General features: G+C 63.6%; 21 protein-coding genes. 13 read left to right on the forward strand and 8 right to left on the reverse strand.

Features of this window, described 5'->3' with window-relative positions; genetic code table 11:
- Positions 1-109: 109 nt before the first annotated feature.
- Positions 110-1,006 carry a D-hexose-6-phosphate mutarotase gene (locus tag ABE459_RS10065; RefSeq protein ID WP_323830814.1) on the reverse strand — a complete coding sequence of 299 codons (897 nt, stop codon included), beginning with the start codon at positions 1,004-1,006 and terminating at the stop codon, positions 110-112.
- 73 nt (positions 1,007-1,079) lie between these two features.
- Entirely contained in the window at positions 1,080-1,478 is a 399-nt protein-coding gene (locus ABE459_RS10070; protein ID WP_003253317.1) for an acyl-CoA thioesterase, read from the reverse strand.
- 360 nt (positions 1,479-1,838) lie between these two features.
- On the opposite strand from ABE459_RS10070, the gene ABE459_RS10075 reads away from it, so the two are divergent.
- The 8 genes from ABE459_RS10075 (at position 1,839) to ABE459_RS10110 (ending at position 12,556) form a co-directional block, all read left to right on the forward strand.
- Positions 1,839-3,128 (forward strand): MFS transporter, encoded by a 1,290-nt coding sequence (locus tag ABE459_RS10075; RefSeq protein WP_125861144.1) that lies wholly within the window; start codon positions 1,839-1,841, stop codon positions 3,126-3,128.
- Positions 3,129-3,400: 272 nt separating this feature from the next.
- The gene (locus ABE459_RS10080; protein ID WP_125466086.1) at positions 3,401-4,399 is read left to right on the forward strand and encodes a phosphate ABC transporter substrate-binding protein PstS; all 999 of its coding nucleotides are present in this window, start codon (positions 3,401-3,403) and stop codon (positions 4,397-4,399) included.
- Between the two features lie 140 nt (positions 4,400-4,539).
- Positions 4,540-6,828 (forward strand): ABC transporter permease subunit, encoded by a 2,289-nt coding sequence (locus ABE459_RS10085; RefSeq protein WP_125466085.1) that lies wholly within the window; start codon positions 4,540-4,542, stop codon positions 6,826-6,828.
- 17 nt (positions 6,829-6,845) lie between these two features.
- Positions 6,846-8,516 carry a phosphate ABC transporter permease PstA gene (gene pstA / locus ABE459_RS10090; protein WP_323830815.1) on the forward strand — a complete coding sequence of 557 codons (1,671 nt, stop codon included), beginning with the start codon at positions 6,846-6,848 and terminating at the stop codon, positions 8,514-8,516.
- Between the two features lie 102 nt (positions 8,517-8,618).
- Positions 8,619-9,452, forward strand: a complete 834-nt coding sequence (gene pstB, locus ABE459_RS10095; protein ID WP_125466083.1) for a phosphate ABC transporter ATP-binding protein PstB — start codon at positions 8,619-8,621, stop codon at positions 9,450-9,452.
- Between the two features lie 130 nt (positions 9,453-9,582).
- Positions 9,583-10,353 (forward strand): phosphate signaling complex protein PhoU, encoded by a 771-nt coding sequence (gene phoU / locus ABE459_RS10100; RefSeq protein ID WP_125466082.1) that lies wholly within the window; start codon positions 9,583-9,585, stop codon positions 10,351-10,353.
- Between the two features lie 164 nt (positions 10,354-10,517).
- A complete protein-coding gene (locus tag ABE459_RS10105; RefSeq protein ID WP_125466081.1) occupies positions 10,518-11,426 on the forward strand; it encodes a response regulator in 909 nt (302 codons plus the stop codon).
- A gap of 230 nt (positions 11,427-11,656) precedes the next feature.
- Positions 11,657-12,556, forward strand: coding sequence for a peptidoglycan DD-metalloendopeptidase family protein (locus tag ABE459_RS10110; protein ID WP_346648023.1), 900 nt, complete (start codon positions 11,657-11,659; stop codon positions 12,554-12,556).
- Positions 12,557-12,631: 75 nt separating this feature from the next.
- Here ABE459_RS10110 and ABE459_RS10115 read toward each other — a convergent pair whose 3' ends face one another.
- The 3 genes from ABE459_RS10115 to phoB form a co-directional block, all read right to left on the reverse strand.
- Positions 12,632-13,972 (reverse strand): hemolysin family protein, encoded by a 1,341-nt coding sequence (locus ABE459_RS10115; RefSeq protein ID WP_125466079.1) that lies wholly within the window; start codon positions 13,970-13,972, stop codon positions 12,632-12,634.
- 195 nt (positions 13,973-14,167) lie between these two features.
- A complete protein-coding gene (phoR, locus tag ABE459_RS10120; RefSeq protein ID WP_258646724.1) occupies positions 14,168-15,439 on the reverse strand; it encodes a phosphate regulon sensor histidine kinase PhoR in 1,272 nt (423 codons plus the stop codon).
- A gap of 195 nt (positions 15,440-15,634) precedes the next feature.
- Entirely contained in the window at positions 15,635-16,324 is a 690-nt protein-coding gene (gene phoB / locus ABE459_RS10125; RefSeq protein WP_011536427.1) for a phosphate regulon transcriptional regulator PhoB, read from the reverse strand.
- A 175-nt stretch (positions 16,325-16,499) separates the two neighbouring features.
- On the opposite strand from phoB, the gene ABE459_RS10130 reads away from it, so the two are divergent.
- Positions 16,500-16,871 (forward strand): hypothetical protein, encoded by a 372-nt coding sequence (locus ABE459_RS10130; RefSeq protein WP_125861140.1) that lies wholly within the window; start codon positions 16,500-16,502, stop codon positions 16,869-16,871.
- Positions 16,872-16,927: 56 nt separating this feature from the next.
- On the opposite strand, the gene ubiA is transcribed toward ABE459_RS10130, so the two are convergent.
- Positions 16,928-17,818 (reverse strand): 4-hydroxybenzoate octaprenyltransferase, encoded by an 891-nt coding sequence (gene ubiA / locus ABE459_RS10135; protein ID WP_323830816.1) that lies wholly within the window; start codon positions 17,816-17,818, stop codon positions 16,928-16,930.
- Positions 17,818-18,375 (reverse strand): chorismate lyase, encoded by a 558-nt coding sequence (locus ABE459_RS10140; RefSeq protein ID WP_125466075.1) that lies wholly within the window; start codon positions 18,373-18,375, stop codon positions 17,818-17,820. Before ABE459_RS10140 ends, ubiA begins: the two co-directional genes overlap by 1 nt.
- Before the next feature lie 215 nt (positions 18,376-18,590).
- Between ABE459_RS10140 and ABE459_RS10145 the strand changes: the two genes are divergently transcribed.
- The 4 genes from ABE459_RS10145 to ABE459_RS10160 all read left to right on the forward strand — a co-directional run bounded on the left by ABE459_RS10145 (position 18,591) and on the right by ABE459_RS10160 (position 20,940).
- Positions 18,591-18,758, forward strand: coding sequence for a rubredoxin (locus tag ABE459_RS10145; protein ID WP_008091623.1), 168 nt, complete (start codon positions 18,591-18,593; stop codon positions 18,756-18,758).
- A 31-nt stretch (positions 18,759-18,789) separates the two neighbouring features.
- On the forward strand, positions 18,790-19,938 hold the full coding sequence (locus ABE459_RS10150; RefSeq protein WP_323830817.1) for an FAD-dependent oxidoreductase: 1,149 nt from the start codon (positions 18,790-18,792) through the stop codon (positions 19,936-19,938).
- Between the two features lie 188 nt (positions 19,939-20,126).
- Positions 20,127-20,423: an HU family DNA-binding protein gene (locus ABE459_RS10155; protein ID WP_110991978.1), complete on the forward strand. Its 297-nt coding sequence runs from the start codon at positions 20,127-20,129 to the stop codon at positions 20,421-20,423.
- A gap of 142 nt (positions 20,424-20,565) precedes the next feature.
- Positions 20,566-20,940 (forward strand): helicase, encoded by a 375-nt coding sequence (locus tag ABE459_RS10160; protein ID WP_323830818.1) that lies wholly within the window; start codon positions 20,566-20,568, stop codon positions 20,938-20,940.
- A 114-nt stretch (positions 20,941-21,054) separates the two neighbouring features.
- On the opposite strand, the gene ABE459_RS10165 is transcribed toward ABE459_RS10160, so the two are convergent.
- Positions 21,055-22,458 (reverse strand): aminoacyl-tRNA deacylase and HDOD domain-containing protein, encoded by a 1,404-nt coding sequence (locus ABE459_RS10165; RefSeq protein WP_125861132.1) that lies wholly within the window; start codon positions 22,456-22,458, stop codon positions 21,055-21,057.
- Positions 22,459-22,475 lie beyond the last annotated feature (17 nt).

The raw sequence follows: 22,475 nt of genomic DNA on the forward strand, positions 1-22,475 counted from the left end.
TGCCGGGGCCGGCCGCTGCGCGGTTAACCCCGCTCCAACCGGCCGCCGCATAACCTGTGGGAGCGGGTTTACCCGCGAAAGGGCCGGCACTGACCTTGAAAATTTCAGATCAAAGCGCTTCGCTTCCGATCATTACGCTCAGGGAATGACTCGCCCCAGGCTTCAGCTCCACCACGTCATCCCACACATTCGCCGTCTCGATGCACAGCATGCGCTGCCAGCCATCGTCGGCCATGTCCGCCAGCTCCTGGGCGCGGTCGGTCCAGGGGTTCCAGATCACCGCACTGCGTGAACCGCTGGCCTGCAGGGTGATGCGCCGGTTCCAGTGTGGGTCGACGATGGCCAGCTGTTGGGGCGCGTTCAGGTAGATGCGGTCGGTCTCGCCGGTGAACGCCAGATTGCCCTGCTGCTGGCGCTGCTCCCAGTCGGCCAGGGTTTCGATATAGCCCAGGCCATCGACGCCTTCCACCTGCACCTGGCGCACATCGCTCACGGCGAAGTAACTGTGCAGGGCCTGGCTGAGGGTGAGGTTGGTATTGCCGAGGTTGTAGCTGGTGAGGGTCAGTTGCAACTGATCGCCCAGCTCCATCCGCAGTTTGAGCTCGACGTCATGGGGCCAGCCTGGCAGTTCGCCCTGGGCTTCGGGCAGGGTGAATTCGATAAGCAGGTTGTTGCCGGACTCTTCCATGCCGAGCAACTGCCAGTCGCGGCCACGGGCCAAGCCGTGGGCCGGTGCCTGCTCGCCCTGGAACATGTTCTGGACCGATTGCGGGTTGCGCTGCAGATTGCCGAACCAGGGCCAGCACACCGGTACCCCGGCACGCACTGACTTGCCCTGACGGAAGATGGCCTGGTCGCTCAGCCACAGCAGAGGCGGCTCGCCGATGCGCTGGTAGCTGAGGACCTGCGCGCCCTGCTGGGCGATCAGAAGTTCGGCACGGTCGCTGGTGATGCGCCAGCAGTTGAGTTCGCCGTGTTGCTCGGTGTCGACCTGATAGGTAGCCATTGCGCTCGTCTCATTGAATGCCTGTCGGGCCGTTGGACCCGTTAGCCTGCAATGAGTTTACCGCTCGCCTGGCTCAGCGACGAGGCACCGAGCGCGTGCGACCGCTGCCGTCGATGGCGACGAACACGAACACCGCTTCGGTGACCTTGCGCCATTCGCTGGACAACGGATCGTCGCTCCACACTTCGACCATCATCTGGATCGAGCTGCGGCCGATTTCCAGGGTCTGGGTATAAAAGGAGAGCTGCGCGCCCACGGCCACCGGCACCAGGAAGGCCATGCGGTCGATGGCCACCGTGGCCACGCGGCCACCGGCAACGCGGCTGGCCATGGCGGTTCCGGCCAGGTCCATCTGCGCGACCAGCCAGCCGCCGAAGATGTCGCCAAAACCGTTGGTTTCGCGCGGCAGCGCGGTGATCTGCAAGGCCAGATCGCCCTGCGGGATAGGATCTTCTTGTTCGAGCTCAATCATGCCGTGGGGCCTCTGACCCGTGACGCTTCGTGGGTGGCGCAGTGAAGGACGCCGTAAAAACGATTCAGCTGTTCGCATACTACGCTGATTTCGCTTCGGGGCGGCCAAAGGGGAGACTCTGCGAAACAGTCTGACAATAGAGACCGACGTTTTCGCACAACATCCCGCACCAGAATCAACCTTTTCCTACGAGCGGGCAGTATATAGACCCTTACAGCCAGCGACGACGTCACATTCATGAATATCTGTACGGATTTTGTACCGCTATGAGCGCTGCTCGGCAATTTGTTATCTTCACCCGCCAGCCAATCCAGAAGCCGCATGCCAAGCGGCCTGCACACTACAAGAGAACAAGCAGCGATGACCTCCGTGCCGAGCAGTATCGAGCAGCCTTCCAGGCCGCTGACCCGCAGCGACTACAAGACCCTCTCTCTGTCCGCCCTCGGTGGTGCCCTGGAGTTCTACGACTTCATCATCTTCGTGTTCTTCGCCACGGTGGTGGGCAAGCTGTTCTTCCCCGCCGACATGCCCGAATGGCTGCGCCTGATGCAAACCTTCGGCATCTTCGCCGCCGGCTACCTGGCACGGCCGCTGGGCGGCATCGTCATGGCCCACTTCGGTGACCTGCTCGGGCGCAAGAAGATGTTCACCCTGAGCATCTTCATGATGGCGCTGCCGACCCTGATCATGGGCCTGCTGCCAACTTATGCACAGATCGGCCTGTGGGCGCCGATCCTGCTGCTGTTGATGCGTGTCATCCAAGGTGCGGCCATCGGTGGTGAAGTGCCGGGTGCCTGGGTATTCGTCTCCGAGCACGTGCCGGCGCGCAACACCGGCTATGCCTGCGGCACCCTGACGGCTGGCCTGACCTCGGGCATCCTGCTTGGCTCGCTGGTGGCGACGCTGATCAACACCATCTACAGCCCGGAAGAAGTGGCGGACTACGCCTGGCGCATCCCGTTCCTGCTGGGTGGGGTGTTCGGCTTCTTCGCGGTCTACCTGCGCCGCTGGCTGCATGAAACCCCAGTGTTCGCCGAGATGCAGGCGCGCAAGGCCCTGGCCGAAGAGCTGCCGCTGCGCGCGGTGCTGCGCGACCACCGCGGCGCGATCATCCTGTCGATGCTGCTCACCTGGCTGCTGTCGGCCGGCATCGTGGTGATCATCCTGATGACCCCGGCCCTGCTGCAGAGCCTCTACCACGTCAGCCCCACCGATTCGCTCAAGGCCAACAGCCTGGCCATCGTGCTGCTCAGCCTGGGCTGTGTCGCCGCCGGTAGCCTGGCCGACCGTTTCGGCGCCGGGCGCGTGTTCGTGATCGGCAGCCTGGCGCTGCTGGCCTCGTCCTGGGCCTTCTACCACAGCCTGCCGACCCGTCCGGACCTGTTGTTCCCGCTGTATGCCTTGACCGGGCTGTGCGTGGGTATCGTTGGCGCCGTGCCGTACGTGATGGTCAAGGCGTTCCCGCCGGTGGTGCGCTTCAGTGGGCTGTCGTTCTCCTACAACCTGGCCTACGCCATCTTCGGCGGTTTGACGCCGATGGTGGTGACCGCGCTGCTCAAGTTCAGCCCGATGGCGCCGGCTTACTACGTGGCGTGCCTGTGTGCCGTTGGTCTGGCCGTGGGTCTCTACTTGCTCGCCAACAAGCGCTAAGCGGCTGGCACTGCTGGCCTCTTCGCGGGTAAATCGCAGCGGCGAACCGCCGCTCCCACAGGCAGGGCGCAAGCCTTGTGGGAGCGGGTTTACCCGCGAAGAGGACGGACCTGCTCGAACCCTTCTTGAAACATCTTGAAAGGCCATCCCGGGCAACCGGTGATGGCCTTTCATCCAATTGTCATATTGGAGTCATATCGTGTTCATGCGGCCTGCAGATACTTGGGCCCGTTCCATCACAACCCCTACGATATTCCTGCTAGGAGCAAGGCATGAAACTGAAGCGTTTGATGGCGGCCCTGACCTTTGCCGCCGCTGGCGTTGCCACCGCCAATGCGGTCGCCGCTGTCGACCCAGCCATCCCGACCTACACCAAGACCACCGGTGTATCGGGTAACCTCTCCAGCGTCGGTTCGGACACCCTCGCCAACCTGATGACCCTGTGGGCCGAGGCCTACAAGAAGGAATATCCGAACGTAAACATCCAGATCCAGGCCGCCGGCTCCTCCACCGCGCCACCCGCTCTGACCGAAGGCACCGCCAACCTGGGCCCGATGAGCCGCAAGATGAAGGACGTCGAGCTGCAGGCTTTCGAGCAGAAGTACGGCTACAAGCCAACCGCCATCCCGGTTGCCGTCGACGCCCTGGCCGTGTTCGTGCACAAGGACAACCCGATCAAGGGCCTGACCATGGCTCAGGTCGACGCCATCTTCTCGTCCACCCGCCTGTGCGGCGCCAAGGCTGACGTGAAGACCTGGGGTGACATCGGTGTGACCGGCGACCTGGCCAACAAGCCAATCCAGCTGTTCGGCCGCAACTCGGTATCGGGCACCTACGGCTACTTCAAGGAAGAAGCCCTGTGCAAAGGCGACTTCAAGCCTAACGTCAACGAACAGCCTGGCTCGGCTTCGGTCGTGCAGTCGATCAGCTCCTCGCTGAACGGCATTGGCTACTCGGGCATCGGCTACAAGACCGCCAGCGTGAAGACCGTGGCCCTGGCCAAGAAGGAAGGCGGCGAGTTCATCGAAGACAACGAAGCCAACGCCCTGAACGGTTCGTACCCGCTGTCGCGCTTCCTCTACGTCTACGTCAACAAGGCCCCGAACAAGCCTCTGGCCCCGCTGGAAGCCGAGTTCGTCAAGCTGGTGCTGTCGCAGGCTGGCCAGCAGGTCGTGGTGAAGGATGGCTACATCCCGCTGCCGGCCAAAGTGGTCGACAAGACCCTGGCTGACCTGGGCCTGTCCCACGCCGGTAACGTCGCAAAGAAGTAAGTAACTGAGGATGAGGCCGGTGCTGATGCCCGGCCTTGTCCACGAATCTCTCAGTCCGAAGCCAGGGTTCCTGCGCGGCGGGCTTTCTTGCGTCACTGCATTGTCATGTTTTTGTCATACGGGACCGCTAGGGTGTGCGCATGAATGATCTGGCCAACTCCACCATGACCCAAAATTCCCCGCCGGTGCGCATTGATTTCAATACGCCCGAGCTGCAACGCAAGCGCCGCATGCGCGCCCTCAAGGACCGCCTGACCCGCTGGTACGTCCTGGTGGGCGGGCTGGCCGTGCTGGCTGCCATTACCCTGATCTTCTTCTATCTGGCCTACGTGGTGCTGCCGCTGTTCCAGGGCGCCACGCTGACCAGCAAGAAAGCGCTGGAGCCGACCTGGCTGCAGCAGGACGCCGGCAAGCCGCTGATGATCGCCCTCGAGGAACAGAACCTCGTGGGCATGCGCGTTTCCGACAAGGGCCAGGCCCTGTTCTTCGATACCAAGACCGGTAACGAACTCAAACGCGTCGACCTGCCAGTGCCCGCCGGCACCCAGGTCAGCTCGATCAGCACCGATCAGCCGGGCAGCCCGCTGGTGGTGCTGGGCCTGTCCAACGGCCAGGCGCTGGTGTTCCACCACACCTACAAGATCACCTATCCGGACAACAAGAAGACCATCGAGGCGGGCATCGACTACCCCTATGGTCAGGACCTGTTCACCCTGGATGACCAGGGCCGCGCGCTGGAACACGTGAGCGTCAACGTCAATGGCGACACCCTGTTGCTGGCCGGCTCCACCGGTGCCCACCTGCAGGTGATCGAACTGTCGCGCACCGAGAACATGATGACCGACGAGGTCACCGTCGAGCAGAACCGTATCGAGCTGCCGCAGATGACCGAGACGGTGAAGAACATCTTCATCGACCCGCGCCAGCAGTGGCTGTACGTGGTCAACGGCCGTGCCACCGCCGACGTCTTCAGCCTGCGCGAGAAGAGCCTCAACGGCCGCTACAAGCTGCTCGAGGACGGCAACGCCGAAATCACCGCCAGCGGCCAACTGGTCGGCGGCATCTCGCTGATCTTCGGTGACTCCAAGGGTGGCCTGAGCCAGTGGTTCATGGCCCGCGACCCGGATGGCGAGTCGCGCCTGAAACTGATCCGCAGCTTCCAGCTGGGTAACGCCCCGGTGGTGCAGATCGACGCCGAAGAGCGCCGCAAGGGCTTCATCGCCCTCGACAGCGCCGGCAAGCTGGGCGTGTTCCACAGCACCGCGCACCGTACCCTGCTGGTCGAGCCGGTCGCCGAAGGCGCGGGCATCCTGGCCCTGTCGCCGCGCGCCAACCGCATCATCATCGAAGAAGGCGGCAAGCTGCTGCCACTGAGCCTGCGCAACCCGCACCCGGAGATTTCCTTCAGCGCGCTGTGGGGCAAGGTCTGGTACGAGAACTACGACGAGCCTAAATACGTCTGGCAGTCCACCGCCTCGAACACCGACTTCGAACCCAAGCTGAGCCTGTCGCCGCTGACCTTCGGTACGCTCAAGGCCGCGTTCTACGCGATGATCCTGGCTGCCCCGCTGGCCATCGCCGCCGCCATCTACACCGCCTATTTCATGGCCCCGGGCATGCGCCGCAAGGTCAAGCCGGTGATCGAACTGATGGAAGCGATGCCGACAGTGATCCTCGGCTTCTTCGCCGGCCTGTTCCTCGCGCCGTACCTTGAAGGCCACCTGCCGGGCGTGTTCAGCCTGCTGCTGATCCTGCCGGTGGGCATCCTGGTCGCAGGTTTTGCCTGGAGCCGCCTGCCGGAGTCGATCCGCCTGCGTATCCCGGATGGCTGGGAAGCGGCGATCCTGATCCCGGTGATCCTGGCGATCGGCTGGTTCGCGCTGTACATGAGCCCGTTCATGGAAAGCTGGTTCTTCGGTGGCGACATGCGCCTGTGGATCAGCAACGACCTGGGGATCACCTACGACCAGCGCAACGCCCTGGTAGTCGGTATCGCCATGGGCTTTGCGGTCATCCCGAACATCTACTCCATCGCCGAAGACGCCGTGTTCAGCGTGCCGCGCAGCCTCACCCTGGGCTCGCTGGCCCTGGGCGCCACGCCGTGGCAGACCCTGACCCGCGTGGTCATCCTCACCGCCAGCCCGGGTATCTTCTCGGCGCTGATGATCGGCATGGGCCGTGCGGTGGGCGAGACCATGATCGTGCTCATGGCCACCGGCAACACCCCGGTGATGGAAATGAACCTGTTCGAGGGCATGCGCACCCTAGCCGCCAACGTGGCCGTGGAAATGCCGGAATCGGAAGTCGGTGGCAGCCACTATCGTGTGCTGTTCCTCGCCGCCCTCGTGCTGCTGATGTTCACGTTCATCATGAACACCTTGGCCGAGCTGATTCGCCAGCGCCTGCGCAAGAAATACTCGTCGCTTTGATAGAAAGGTAGAGATCCGTGAAAAAGGATTCCCTCAAAGGCTGGTTCAAGAGCGGCGCCCCCGGCGTCTGGATCAGCGGTGGCGCGGTAGCCATGGCGGTCATCATGACCGTCGGCCTGCTGGCCGTGATCGCCGTGCGTGGTTTGGGCCACTTCTGGCCGGCCGACCTGGTCCAGGCCACCTACAAGGTGCCTGGCCAGGCTGACCACGTGATCATCGGTGAAGTGGTACAGAAGGAAGAAGTACCGCGCGAACGCCTCAAGGGTGCCGGCCTGCCGGTGCCCGACCAGGGCCCGGAGTTCATGACCCGCGAGCTGATCAAGATCGGTAACCGCGACCTCAACGGCAGCGACTTCACCTGGGTGGTCGGCGACTGGCTGGTGGACCAACAAAAGCCCGCCGAGCTGATCGCCCTGGAGCGCCGCGAGTGGGGCAACTTCTACGGCTACCTGGTCAGCGTCAAGGAAGAAGGGCGGGTGGTTGCCCAAGGCCCCGAGGCCTGGAACGAGCTGCAGGCCCGCCTCAAGCGCGCCAGCGAACTCAACGACCAACTGGTGAAGCTCGAGAAGAAAGACATCGGCGCCATCAACCATGGCCTGGAGCGCCTGCGCCTGCATGGCCGCAAGCTGGAACTGGACGGCAAGCTCGATGCCGCCGCCCAGGCCGACATGGACGCCGAGCGCGCCGAGCTGAACAACCGCTACAAGGCCATCGAAGAGCGCCTGAGCGGCCTGCACCAGGCCTTCGCCCGCGACAGCCTGGTGGCCCGCGACGGCAACGGCCGCGAAGTGGAGATCAACCTGAGCAAGGTGGTCCACGCGATCCAGCCGAACGCCATGTCTGGCCTGACCAAGATGGGCGCCTACTTCGCCAAGGTGTGGGAGTTCCTCAGTGATGACCCGCGTGAGGCCAACACTGAAGGCGGTATCTTCCCGGCCATCTTCGGCACCGTGATGATGACCCTGATCATGGCCGTGATCGTCACCCCGTTCGGCGTTCTGGCCGCAGTTTACCTGCGCGAGTACGCCAAGCAGGGCCCGGTGACCCGCTTGATCCGCATCGCCGTGAACAACCTGGCCGGTGTACCGGCGATCGTTTACGGTGTGTTCGGCCTGGGCTTCTTCGTCTATGTGCTGGGCGGCTCGATCGACCGCCTGTTCTTCCCCGAGTCGCTGCCGGCGCCTACCCTGGGTACGCCTGGCCTGCTGTGGGCTTCGCTGACCCTGGCGCTGCTGGCGGTGCCGGTGGTGATCGTGGCCACCGAGGAAGGCCTGGCGCGCATCCCACGCACCGTGCGTGAGGGCTCTCTGGCCCTGGGTGCGACCAAGGCCGAGACCCTGTGGAAGATCGTCCTGCCGATGGCCAGCCCGGCCATGATGACCGGCATGATCCTCGCCGTGGCCCGCGCCGCCGGTGAAGTGGCCCCGCTGATGCTGGTGGGTGTGGTGAAGCTGGCGCCATCGCTGCCGGTGGACGGCAACTACCCGTACCTGCACCTGGACCAGAAGATCATGCACCTGGGCTTCCACATCTACGACGTCGGCTTCCAGAGCCCCAACGTCGAGGCCGCGCGGCCGCTGGTGTATGCCACCGCGTTGCTGCTGGTGCTGGTGATCGCCACCCTCAACCTCTCGGCGGTGTGGATGCGTAACCACCTGCGCGAGAAGTACAAGGCCCTCGACAGCTGAGTTCAGCTTTAAGCCACAAGCGGCAAGCTCCAAGCAGATTGCCGCTCTGTCCAAACTTGCAGCTAGCAGCTTGAAGCTTGCAGCTTCAAATGGAGTAAGAACATGCAACACGAAGCTCATACCCACGGTATCGACATGTCGGCCCTGGGCCGCGACAAGCAGAGCCTGCGCCTGGCTGAAGAGACCGTGGCCATCGAAGTGCCCGGCCTGTCCCTGTTCTACGGCGACAAGCAGGCGCTGTTCGACGTCAGCATGAATATCCCCAAGCAGCGCGTGACCGCCTTCATCGGCCCGTCCGGCTGCGGCAAGTCGACCCTGCTGCGCACCTTCAACCGCATGAACGACCTGGTTGACGGCTGCCGCGTTGAGGGCGCCATCAACCTGTACGGCAACAACATCTACCGCAAGGGCGAGGACGTGGCCGAGCTGCGCCGCCGCGTGGGCATGGTGTTCCAGAAGCCCAACCCGTTCCCCAAGACCATCTACGAGAACGTGGTCTATGGCCTGCGCATCCAGGGCATCAACAAGAAGCGTACCCTCGACGAAGCCGTGGAATGGGCGCTGAAGGGCGCGGCCCTGTGGGATGAGGTCAAGGACCGCCTGCACGAATCGGCGCTGGGCCTGTCCGGTGGCCAGCAGCAGCGTCTGGTGATTGCCCGTACCATCGCCGTCGAGCCGGAAGTGCTGCTGCTCGACGAGCCGTGCTCGGCACTGGACCCGATCTCGACGCTGAAAGTCGAAGAGCTGATCTACGAACTGAAATCCAAGTACACCATCGTCATCGTTACCCACAACATGCAGCAAGCGGCCCGTGTTTCGGACTACACCGCGTTCATGTACATGGGCAAACTGGTCGAATTCGGTGATACCGACACCCTGTTCACCAACCCGGCGAAGAAGCAGACCGAAGACTACATCACCGGTCGCTACGGCTAACGGCGCCGTTGGCGCAGCTGCAAGCTTTGAGCTGCAAGCTGCAAGATAAAGCGGTTAGCGCGGAGCCAGGGAACGACACGAACCACTTGAAGCTTGCAGCTTATAGCTAGCAACTTCGCGGAGCGACAGCATGATCAACAAAGAAAGCCTTACCCATCACATCTCCCAGCAGTTCAACGCCGAGCTCGAAGAGGTGCGCAGCCACCTCCTGGCCATGGGCGGGCTGGTCGAGAAGCAGGTCAACGACGCCGTCACCGCGCTGATCGAGGCCGACTCGGGCCTGGCCCAGCAAGTGCGTGAAGTCGACGAACAGATCAACCAGATGGAGCGCAACATCGACGAGGAATGCGTGCGCATCCTCGCCCGCCGCCAGCCGGCGGCCTCCGACCTGCGTCTGATCATCAGCATTTCCAAGTCGGTGATCGACCTGGAGCGCATCGGTGACGAATCCACCAAGATCGCTCGGCGCGCCATCCAGCTGTGCGAGGAAGGCGTGTCGCCACGGGGTTATGTCGAGGTGCGCCACATCGGCGACCAGGTGCGCAACATGGTGCGTGACGCACTGGATGCCTTCGCCCGTTTCGACGCCGACCTGGCGCTGTCGGTGGCCCAGTACGACAAGACCATCGACCGCGAGTACAAGACCGCGTTGCGCGAACTGGTCACCTACATGATGGAAGATCCGCGTTCGATCACTCGCGTGCTCAGCGTGATCTGGGCCCTGCGCTCGCTGGAGCGGATCGGCGACCACGCGCGCAACATTTCGGAGCTGGTGATCTACCTGGTACGCGGGACCGACGTGCGTCACATGGGCCTCAAGCGCATGAAAGCGGAAGTGCAGGGCGAGGCCTTCGATGAGGGCGAAATCGCTAATGTTCCGGCTGAACCGGACGATAAATAGAATTGCTCCCGAGCAACAACGCCCGGCATCCGCCGGGCGTTTTCGTTTGCGGTCGAGCACCCTGCAGGCAGCCGCGAACGTGAAGAGAAGTCCCGGCGTGACCCGTGTTTTGGCAAATGGCCATCAGTCGGCGGTATGCTAGTCGGGATTCAAGAGGAGTATCGATGAGTAAAGTCAATGTGCTGGTCGTGGACGATGCCCCGTTCATCCGCGATCTGGTAAAGAAGTGCCTGCGTAATGCCTTCCCGGGCATGGTAATCGAAGATGCGGTCAACGGCCGCAAAGCCATGGCCATGCTCAGCAAGGAGCGTTTCGACCTGGTCCTGTGCGACTGGGAGATGCCGGAGATGTCCGGCCTCGAGCTGCTGAGCTGGTGCCGCCAGCAGGAAGAAATGAAGACCATGCAGTTCATCATGGTGACCAGCCGTGGTGACAAGGAGAACGTGATCCAGGCCATCCAGGCCGGCGTCTCCGATTTTGTCGGCAAGCCGTTCACCAACGAACAGCTGCTGACCAAGGTGAAAAAGTCGCTGACCAAGATCGGCAAACTCGACAGCCTGATGGCGAGTGGGCCGGCGCGGGTCAACTCGGCATTTGCCAACGATTCGCTCAGCGCCCTTACCGGGGGCCGCCCGGAAGCCGCCAAGGTAGCCGCCCCTGCCGCGCCAGCAGCAACGGCCGCCAAGCCGTTGATCAACGCGCCTGCGCCGAAAGCGGCCGCAGCTGCAGCACCGACCGGCCGCGGGCAAGGTCAGCTGCGCCTGGCCAGCGGTCCGCAACCTTGCGTGATCAAGGCCCTGAGCCTGAAGGAGGCGTTGCTGGTGGTGCGTCGCAGCGCCAACCTGCCGCAGGTGCTCGAAGGCGCGGTGCTCGACCTTGAGCAAGGTGATAACGCCGAAGTGGCGCGGCTGAACGGCTACCTGCACGCCGTTGCGGCGCTGGAACCGAAGCCGGACAGCGACTGGCTGCAATTGAACTTCAAGTTCGTCGATCAGGATGCGCAGAAGCTCGATTACCTGTCGCGGCTGATTGCCCGTGGCACTGCGCAGAAGCACTTCACGCCCGGCGCCTGAGGCGCAGGGCTTGCCTTCGTAGGAGCGGCCTTGCGTCGCGAAAGGGCTGCGCAGCGGCCCCAGATTTTGACCAATGGCAAAGATCGCTGGGGCCGCTCTGCGGCCCTTTCGCGGCACAAGGCCGCTCCTACAGGTCGGTGTGAGCTCATGTCTTCCGACCAGCTGTAGCAACTCGTCTTGAAATCGGCTGCTAGGCTTCGACAGAACTCAACTGTCAAAAAGCCACTATCATGCCGCCCGCCCGCCTGCTGCTGTTCTGTGCCTTGCTCACGGCCTCGGCGTCGAGCCTGGGCATGACCATCTACAAAACCACCGACGATTTCGGTGTGGCCTCCTATTCCGAAAGCCCCAGCCCAGGGGCAAAACCGTTGATCGTTCACGAGCCCATGGTCGAGCGTCTCGACGGCCAGGTGCGCCTGCAGACCGAGGCATTCCGTGGCGGCGTGCGTTTCGTGGCGCGTAACGAGCTGCATGTGCCCATGGAGGTCGAACTGCGCCTCAATGGCCTGGCCAATGCCTTTGGCGGCAATGCCCCACGCTTGGTCAGGCGTGTGGTGCCCGCGCGTTCGACCCAGGTGCTCAGCGTCATACTGGCCGCACCCAGCGGGCCGTTGAAATACGTCAGCAAGTTCGAATACGCCATGGGCGATCCCATCCAGCGCACTCAGGGCTATCGCTACCCCTTCCCGTGGAAGGGCGGGCCGTTTCGCATCAGCCAGGGGCCCAACGGCCGCTTCAGCCATTTCGGCCCGAAGGGGCGCTACGCCATCGATATCGCCATGCCCGAGGGCACGCCGATCATCGCCGCCAGGGGCGGGGTGGTGGTCAGGATCGAGAACAGCCAGACCGGGCGTGGTAGCAACCCGGCGGGCAACTTCGTGCGCATCCTGCACCCGGACGGCACCATGGGCGTCTACCTGCACCTGATGCGCGGTTCGGTGGTGGTGGCAGAGGGGCAACAGGTGGTGGTGGGGCAGGCACTGGCCAAGTCGGGAAATACCGGCAACAGCAGTGGGCCGCATCTGCATTTCGTGGTGCAGCGCAACGTGGGGCTGGCGCTGGCGTCGACCCCCTACCAGTTCGCCCGGCCGCTGGGTGGGATGCCGGATTTCACCGCCGGCAACCCCTGAACGCATCGCGGGGCAAGCCCGCTCCCACAGAGCACGTGGGAGCGGGCTTGCCCCGCAATAGGTTGCTGATGTGGGTCAATCCAGCTTGAGCACCTTGGCCAAGACGATCTTCGGCCCTTTCATCTTTTTGATGATGATGCGCAGGCCTTCGACCTCCAGCACTTCCTCTTCCTCAGGCACGCGCTTGAGGGTCTCGTAGATCAAGCCGGCAAGGGTTTCCGCCTCGATGTGATCGAGGTCGATCCCCAGCAGCCGCTCGACCTTGAACAGCGGCGTATCGCCCCGTACCAGCAGCTTCCCGGGCTGGTAGGCGAGGATGCCGCGTTCGGTCTTGCGGTGTTCGTCCTGAATGTCGCCCACCAGCACTTCCAGCACGTCTTCCATGGTCAGGTAGCCGATCACCTTGCCGTCGGCCTCTTCGACCAGCACGAAGTGCGCGCCGCCTTTGCGGAACTGCTCGAGCAGTTGCGACAGCGGCATGTGCCGGGACACCCGCTCCAACGGCCGGGCCAGGTCGTCCAGGTCGATGGTCTGCGGCAGGTGGTCCAGTTCGGCCAGCTCCAGCAGCAGGTCCTTGATGTGCAAAAGGCCGGTGAACTCTTCGCGCTCGGCGTCATACACCGGGTAGCGGCTGAACTTGTGCCGGCGCAGCAGCGCGAGGATGTCCTTGAGCGGGGCATGGGCGTCGATGCTGACCATGTCCTCGCGAGAGTTGGCCCAGTCGACCACTTCCAACTCGCCCATCTCCACTGCCGAGGCCAGCACGCGCATGCCCTGGTCGCTCGGGTCCTGGCCGCGGCTGGAGTGCAGGATCAGCTTGAGCTCCTCGCGGCTGTAGTGGTGCTCGTGGTGCGGGCCGGGCTCGCCTTGCCCGGCGATGCGCAGGATGGTGTTGGCGCTGGCGTTGAGCAGGTAGATGGCCGGGTACATCGCCCAGTAGAACAGGTACAGCGGCACCGCCGTCCACAGCGACAGCAGCTCGGGTTTGCGGATCGCCCAGGACTTGGGCGCCAGCTCGCCGACCACGATGTGCAGGTAGGAGATGACGAAGAACGCGACGAAGAACGAGATGCCCTTGATCAGTTCGGGAGAGTCGACGCCGAAATAGGCCAGCAGCGGTTCGAGCAGGTGGGCGAACGCCGGCTCGCCGACCCAGCCCAGGCCCAGCGAAGCCAGGGTGATGCCCAGCTGGCAGGCCGAAAGATAGGCGTCGAGCTGGTTGTGTACCTTGCGCAGGATGCTGCCACGCCAGCCATGCAGCTCGGCGATGGATTCGACGCGGGTGGAGCGCAGCTTGACCATGGCGAACTCGGCGGCAACGAAGAAGCCGTTGAGCAGCACCAGGAACAGGGCAAAGAGAATCATGCCGAAATCGGCGAACAACGAGGTGAGGCTGATACCAGGGGAAGGGTCCATGATGGAGTTTTACGGGGTCCGTCTGCTGAAAAGTAAGAAAAAAAGTGCCAGCTTTTGCTGGCACAGGGGATCCAATGTAGCGGCTGAAGCCGCAAAAGCAAAGGGGAGGGCTATGCCCGGTTGGCGCATCGCGGGGCAAGCCCGCTCCCACGGATCTGCAAAGGCATCGTGGGAGCGGGCTTGCCCCGCGAGGGATCAACCTTTGTTCGCGACCAATTGTGCCGGCGCGAAATGGCAGGTGAAGGTGCTGCCATGCCCCGGCACGCTGCTGATTTCCAGGCGCCCGCGATGGCGCATCAGCACATGCTTGACGATCGCCAGGCCCAACCCGGTCCCGCCGGTGTTGGAGGCGCGGCTGGAGTCGACGCGGTAGAAGCGTTCGGTCAGGCGCGGCAGGTGCTTGGCCTCGATGCCGACGCCCGAGTCCTGCACCGACAGGTGCGCGCCCTGGTCATCGGCCCACCAGCGAATGCGGATGGTGCCCTCATCCTGGGTGTACTTGACGGCGTTGAACACCAGGTTGGAAAACGCGCTGCGCAGTTCCGACTCGCTGCCCTTCAAACGGATGCCGGGTGCGGCCTCCAGGGTGATGCGTTGGTTGCGCGGGCCGGACAGCGCCTGGGCATCGTTGTTGATGGCAGTGAGCAGGGCGTCGACCAGCACCGGCTGGTTGTCCGAGGGGTAGTCGGTGGCTTCGAGCTTGGCCAGCAGCAGCAGGTCGTTGAGCAGGGTCTGCATGCGCGAGCCTTGCGCGCTCATCTGTTGCAGCGCACGGCCCCAGCGCGGGTTCACGCCTTCGACGTTGTCCAGCAGGGTTTCCAGGTAGCCGGTGATCACCGTCAGCGGCGTACGCAGCTCGTGGCTGACGTTGGCGACGAAGTCCTTGCGCATCTGTTCGAGCTGATGGATGCGGGTCACGTCGCGTACCAGCATCAGGTGCTCGTTGTTGCCGTAGCGGGTGAGTTGCAGTTGCACGCGCAGGCGGTCGTTGATCGGTGAGGGGATCTCGAGCGGTTCGGCATAGTTTTCCGCTTCGAAGTACTCCTTGAAGCGCGGGTGGCGCACCAGGTTGGTCACCGGTTGGCCGCCGTCCTGCGGGGTCTTGAAGCCCAGCAGGGTTTCGGCGGCGCGGTTCCACCACTCCAGGTTGCCTTCGCTGTCGAGCATGATCACCGCGTCACGCAGTGCGGCGGTGGACTCCTGCACCCGGTCGATCACCGCCTGCAGGCGGCCACGCACGCGCTGGTCGCGGCGCTGCAGGTGATAGATGCTGTCGAACACCTCGCCCCATAGGCCATAGCCGTCTGGCGGTGCCTCATCGGGTTGGTGGTGGCGCAGCCAGTCGTGCAGGCGCAGCAGCTGCTTGAGCGTCCAGCCCAGGTAGAACGCCAGGCCGATGGCCAGGCTCCAGCCGTAGAAACCGCTGATCAGGCCGCCGATCAGGCAGACGGTGATCAGCAGCAACATGTGGCGAATCAGGGTTGCGTGCCAGTTCTGGTTCAATTGACGGATCCTTCGGACCGAGCTCCAAGCTGCAAGCGGCAAGCTACAAGAAGAAGCGGATCGGTGATGCGGTTAGTCCATTATTTCGAGCCAAGCGCTGTAGGCTCTTTCTTGCAGCTTGCAGCTTGCAGCTTGCAGCTTGCAGCTTGCAGCTTGCAGCTAGCTCTTGGTCGAGAACCGATAGCCAGTGCCGCGGACGGTTTGTACCAGATTTTCGTAGGCTTCACCCAGCGCCTTGCGCAGGCGGCGGATGTGCACGTCGACCGTGCGCTCCTCTACGTAGACGTTGCCGCCCCAGACCTGGTCGAGCAGCTGGCCGCGGGTGTAGGCGCGCTCCTGGTGGGTCATGAAGAACTGCAGCAGGCGGTATTCGGTGGGGCCCATCTCGGCAGGCCTGCCGTCGATGGTCACACGGTGGCTGATCGGGTCGAGCAGCAGGCCGCCCACTTCGATGGGCGCTTCGCTGTCGCTCGGGCCGGTGCGACGCAGCACGGCCTTGAGGCGCGCCACCAGCTCGCGGGGCGAGAACGGCTTGGTGATGTAGTCGTCGGCGCCCACTTCGAGGCCCTGGATCTTGTTGTCCTCTTCGCCCTTGGCGGTGAGCATGATGATCGGGATATCGCCGGTCAGCTCGTCGCGCTTGAGGCGGCGTGCCAGTTCAATGCCCGAGGTGCCCGGCAGCATCCAGTCGAGCAGGATCAGGTCCGGCTTGCGGTCGACGATGATGGCGTGGGCCTGTTGCGAGTTCTCCGCCTCAAGGCAGTCATAGCCAGCCATTTCCAATGCAACGGCGATCATCTCGCGGATAGGCGCTTCGTCGTCGACGATCAGAATGTTTCTGCCAACCATGCTCAATTACCTCTCCCGGGAACGGTGTCTTGGCCCGCATTAGATAACGGAATTATTGCAGCTGTGTGACAGGGCATGGGCAGTTCTGGCGACATTGCATGACTGGGCTAGGCTTCACAGGGCCGCTGCAGCGGCTACCAGAACCCTTCCACCCCCCGAAACGATGGTGATTCCAATGACACGACATACGCTGAGCTGGATGGCCCTTTGCGCTGCGCTGGCAGTGCCGGGGGTGGCGTCGGCTCATCACGCCATGGAGAAGGATGGCATGTGGGTCGACCACAACGACATGACCCTGTACACCTTCGACAAGGATGCAGGCGGCAAGTCGATGTGCAACGGTGATTGTGCGAAGAACTGGCCGCCTTTGATGGTGAAGCAGGACGACGAGGCGCCAAAGGACAAGTGGACGCAGATCAAGCGTGACGACGGTTCGATGCAGTGGGCCTACGATGGCAAGCCGCTGTACACCTTCGTCAAGGACAAGAAAGCCGGGGACATGACCGGCGATGGCATGAAGGATGTCTGGCACGTGGCCAAGCCTTAAGAGCGCCTTGTAACCTGTGGGAGCGGGTAAACCTGCTCCCACAGGGGCTGTGACGCTCAACGCAACGCGTAATCCAGCACCACCCCGATAAAGATCAGCATCCCCGCCCAGTGGTTGTGCAGGAACGCCTTGAAGCAGGCGTCCCGATCCAGCTTGCGCGTCGACCAGAACTCCCAGGCGAAGCACACCGCTGCCGCCAGCAACCCCAGATGGAACCAGCCCCCCAGCTCGAAACGGCTGCCGGCCAGCAGCAGGCAGCCCAGCGACAGCAACTGCAGGCCGAGGATGATCACCCGGTCGGCCTCGCCGAACAGGATGGCGGTGGATTTCACCCCGATCTTCAGGTCGTCGTCACGGTCGACCATGGCGTAGTAGGTGTCATAGCCCACCGTCCACAGCAGGTTGGCGATGTACAACAGCCAGGCGGCGGCCGGCAGCTCACCGCCGGCGGCGGTGAAGGCCATGGGGATGCCCCAGGAGTACGCGGCACCCAGCACCACCTGCGGGTAATAGGTGTAGCGCTTCATGAACGGGTAGCAGAACGCCAGGGCCACGGCGCCGAACGACAGCCAGACGGTGCGGGCGTTGGTGCACAGCACCAGCAGGAAACTCACCCCCACCAGCACGGCGAACAGCACCAGGGCTTCGCGTGGCTTGACCCGGCCACTGGCCAGCGGCCGGTCGGCGGTGCGCTTGACGTGGCCGTCCACCTTGCGGTCGGCGAAGTCGTTGATGCAGCAGCCGGCGGCACGCATCAGCACCACCCCCAGGCCGAAGATCAGCACGTTGGCCACGCTGGGTGCGCCATTGCCGGCGATCCACACGGCCATCAGCGTCGGCCACAGCAGCAGGTAGATGCCGATCGGGCGGTCCATGCGGCTCAGCTGGACGAAGTCCCAGGCCCGTGGGTGCAGGCGGTTGAGCGATTTGAGCAGTTGCAGGTACATCAGCAGGTTGCCTCCTTGGCCGCTTGCCACAGTGCCGGCAGGAAAATCTCTGCCACCAGCAGGTCGAGGCCGGCACGCTCGAAGCGCGAACGCCGCCCCCACAGCCCGGCATGGGCGGCCTCGGCAGGCAACCAGCCCTGTGGATAACTGCACACCTCGATGGGGTGGCGGATGAACGCCTGGTCGCAGAACAGCAACTCGCCAAGCGAGCGGGTACCCAGGGTCTCCAGGTCCAGGCCGCCGCGTTCCAGCACACTGCGCCCGGCCACGCTGCGGGCGAACACCCAGGGCTGGCCATGGCCGCGCAGGTAGACCTCACGCACCCAGCCCTCTTCGCCAGGCGCAAGGCCGAGCGCTGCGCATTCGTCATCGCGCAGCGGTTGCCAGCCTTCGAACAAGGGCGTGACGCTGAAGTGGTCGTGGGACAGTTGGGTCAGGCGGCGGGTCAGGGAGCCTTGGTCGAACAGCCAGTCGAGGGTCGGCTGGTCGAGCGCGCTCGCCAGTTGTGGATACGGCAGCCACGCGACAGCGGCTGCTTGCGGGGTTTCGTACGACACGTCGGTATGCTTGTGACAGCCAGAGAGGCGGCGAGCTTAGCATGATTGCCCTGGCGGCTTGCATACAGTACAAAGCCCGGACGAGATTGCGCGGTGCCTCTATCGCGGGGCAAGCCCGCTCCCACTGGGTCCACGCAAGTCCAGTGGCAGCGGGCTTGCCCCGCGATAGAGGCCATCAGCAGCGACACATCAAGCCTGACCGAGGAACGACCCCCATGAAGAAGTGGCAATGTATTGTCTGTGGCCTGATCTACGACGAAGCCGAAGGCTGGCCGGATGACGGCATCGCCCCGGGCACCCGTTGGGAAGACGTGCCGCAAGACTGGCTGTGCCCCGACTGCGGCGTGGGCAAGAGCGATTTCGAAATGATCGCCATCGGCTGATCGCAACCCTACTGGAAGAGGAAGCACCTGCATGACGTCCCCCGTGGTGATCATCGGCACCGGCCTTGCCGGCTACAACCTGGCCCGCGAGTTTCGCAAGCTCGACAGCGAAACGCCGCTGCTGCTGATTACCGCCGACGACGGCCGCTCCTACTCCAAGCCGATGCTCTCCACCGGTTTCGCCAAGGGCAAGGACGCCGATGGCCTGTGCATGGCCGAGCCCGGCGCCATGGCCGAGCAGCTGAAGGCCGAGGTTCGCACCCATACCCGGATCAGCGGTATCGACCCAGGGCACAAACGCCTGTGGATCGGTGAAGAAGCGGTGGAGTACCGCGACCTGATCCTGGCCTGGGGCGCGCAGACCGTGCAGGTGCCGGTTGAAGGCGATGCCGGCGACCAGGTGTTCCCGATCAACGACCTCGAGGACTACGCGCGCTTCCGTGCCGCCGCTGCCGGCAAGCAACGGGTGCTGATCCTCGGCGCCGGCCTGATCGGCTGCGAGTTCGCCAACGACATGACCCTGGGTGGCTACCAGTGCAACGTGGTCGCCCCCTGCGAGCAGGTGATGCCGACCCTGCTGCACCCCGCCGCCGCCAGCGCCGTGCAGGCGGGCCTCGAGGGCCTGGGCGTGCGCTTCCACCTGGGGCCGGTGCTGACCCGTCTGCAGCGGGCGGGCGCGGCCCTTGAAGCGCACCTGTCCGACGGCAGCGTGATCCCCTGCGACCTGGTGGTTTCAGCCATTGGCCTGCGCCCACGCACCGATCTGGCGGCCGCCGCCGGTTTGCAGGTGAACCGTGGCGTGGTGGTCGATCGCCAACTGCGCACCTCCCACGCCAATATCTTCGCCTTGGGCGATTGCGCCGAAGTCGATGGCATCAACCTGCTGTACGTCATGCCCCTGATGACCTGCGCCCGTGCCCTGGCCCAGACCTTGGCCGGCAACCCGACGGCGGTCGCCTATGGGCCGATGCCCGTCACCGTGAAGACCCCGGCCTGCCCGTTGGTGGTGTCACCCCCACCCGCCGGCATGGAAGGTAGCTGGCAGGTGGAAGGCAGCGGCGCCGACCTCAAAGTGCTGTGCCACGGGGCTGACGGCCGGCTGCTGGGCTACGCCCTCACGGGCGCGGCCGTCATGGAGAAACTGGCGCTGAATCGCCAGTTACCGCCGCTGATGGCGTAAATGGCGGGCGTTCTGTCGGATTTCTCCTGTTCTTGCCGCGACAATGGCCGCCCAGGTACTGGCGCGGCCTCGGACGGCGTGCCATTCTCACTGGCGTCTACCGCAGCCTAGAGCCTGCGGTGCCTTGAACGCTGCCGCCCTTGGCAGCACGGCATAACAACAAGAAATTCCGTCAAAGAGGCTTCACTATGCGTAAACCAGAACTCGCCGCCGTCATCGCCGACAAGGCCGATCTGACCAAGGAAAAGGCCAATCAGGTCTTGAACGCGATTCTCGACAGCATCACCGGCGCACTCGACAAGGACACCGTCACCCTGGTCGGTTTCGGCACCTTCGAAAAGCGTCACCGTGGCGCCCGCACCGGCAAGAACCCGCAAACCGGCGAGCCGGTCAAGATCAAGGCCAGCAACACCGTCGCCTTCAAGCCAGGCAAGAACCTGCGCGACAGCGTCAACGTACCGGCCAAGCCTGCCAAGAAGAAGTGATCGGCAACGACAACGGTCATTCGAACGGGCGCCCTTGAGGCGCCCGTTGTGTTTCTGCGGTGAAAATGCAGCGAACTTGCATAAACCGCTCAGGAAGCGGATAAACTGCGCGACTCAGTCATTTTTCAATCGAGGCGCGTTGATGAAGTTTCGCTTTCTTCTCTGGGCCATGGGGCTGCTGATGGCCAAGGCCAGCCGCAACAACCCGGCGTTCCAGCAGCAGCTGCAGGACAAGGACCTGGTGTTCCAGATGCAGACGCTGGACGGCAAGGTGGCCCGCCATTTCGTGGTCAAGGATCAACGCATCAGCAGCAAGGGCGGTCTGCACCCGCAGCCGGCGTTCGCCATTGCCTTCAAGGATGCCAGCTACGGCTTCGCCACCCTGCAGGCGGGCAACAAGCAGCTGGCGTTCATGCAGGGCATTCAGGACAAGAGCATCCAGATCAAGGGCAACCCGGCGCTGGTGATCTGGTTCCAGGGCTTGATGAAATACCTGAAGCCGAAGAAGAAGGGCTGATATACAACACAGAACAATGCACCTGTGGGAGCGGGTTTACCCGCGAATACGCTTGTGGATTTACCACCGCATTTGCGGGTAAACCCGCTCCCACAGGACAGGCGCCCGGCTCAATCAGTGCGGCGCGTGAAACTGCGATGCCAGCTCACGCAGCAAGGCTTCCGCCTCCAGCACCTTGTTCACCACTTCCTCGGCCTTGTCCCGGGTCAGCCCCAGGCGATCGAGCAGGGCATCCGGGATTTCGTCCTGCGGGCCCGAACCGATACCCCGCGAACGCAGCAGGCGCACCGACAGGCAGACCAGGTTGGGGAAGGCCGAGTGCTCGCCGTCGTACGATGGGTCGTGCTGGAAGCGCAGCGCGGTGGACAGCTCTTCGGGCATGTCCCACAGCTTCATCAGCCAGGCGCCGATCTGCTCGCGACTGATCCCCAGCAGGTGCTGCTCCACATAGCTGTGGCACAGGTGCGGATTGACCTCCAGATGGCGGCAGATCAGCGAGAAGTGCGGCGGGAACACGTGGGCCAGCAGCAGATAACCGAAATTGTGCAGCAGGCCGGCGAGGTAGGTCAGGCCGGCTTCCGGGCGCTCCGGGCGTGGCATGGCACGGGTCAGGCCCTCGATGACCGCAGCGGTATAGATCGACTGCTGCCAGTAGGGAGTGGCCTGTTGCGGATGGTCCTTGGGCAGGCTCAGGGTCTTGCCCAGGGCCAGGCCGAGGGCCAGGTTGATCACCAGGTCGAAGCCCAGCACCCGTACGATCGCATCTTCCACCGAGCGGATCTTGCCCGGCGAGGCGTAGTAGGGCGATGCCGCCCAGCTGACCACCTGGGCGGCCAGGGCGGGGTCGGTTTCCACCACGCCGGTGACGTCATCGGTGCTGGCATTGGGGTCGACCCGCAGCTTGATGATTTTTTGCGCGGTATCGGCCAGTGGCGGGATCTCGATGGTTTCTTCCAGGCGCTTCTGGATACGTCGAGCGGTGAAAGCCTGGACAGCCTGGGTGATCTCCTTGGAGTCGTCGTTCGGGCGGTCGAGGTTGGGGCGAATCTCGCGGACCGGCTGGCCAAAGCTTCCTGCGCTGGACTTGTGCAACATGCGCTTGAAGTCGTCGCGCTTGATCGACAGCAGGATGCCCAACTCGCCCGACTGGATCAGCAGGTGCTCCTGCTCGAGCAGCTTGCCTTCATACAGGCAAGGCGAGCTGGTGAGTGCCGGAATGGCTGGCAGGGTCTTGAGGTGGTGCTTGTCGAGCATCTGCTTGAGGCGCGGCAACGGCACGGCCTTGAGCTTGCGGCCTGTCAGCTCCTCGAGGCGGTTGAGGTCCAGCAGCTTGCTCTGCGGGTACAGCACCAGCAGGGCACCGACTTCGTCATCGAGCAGGATGGCCTGAACCTTCGATGCGGGCAGTTGCTTCGGGCTTTCTGGCACTTCGACATAGGGTACGCCGAGTTTTTCGAGCAACAGCCGGATGACAGACGGTGCGTGTGGGGTTGCGATATCCAGAGCAACTTCAGTCATGGCCTGTATCCACTAAT

This window comes from Pseudomonas sp. TWI923 (assembly GCF_039673365.1).
Lineage (GTDB): Bacteria > Pseudomonadota > Gammaproteobacteria > Pseudomonadales > Pseudomonadaceae > Aquipseudomonas > Aquipseudomonas sichuanensis.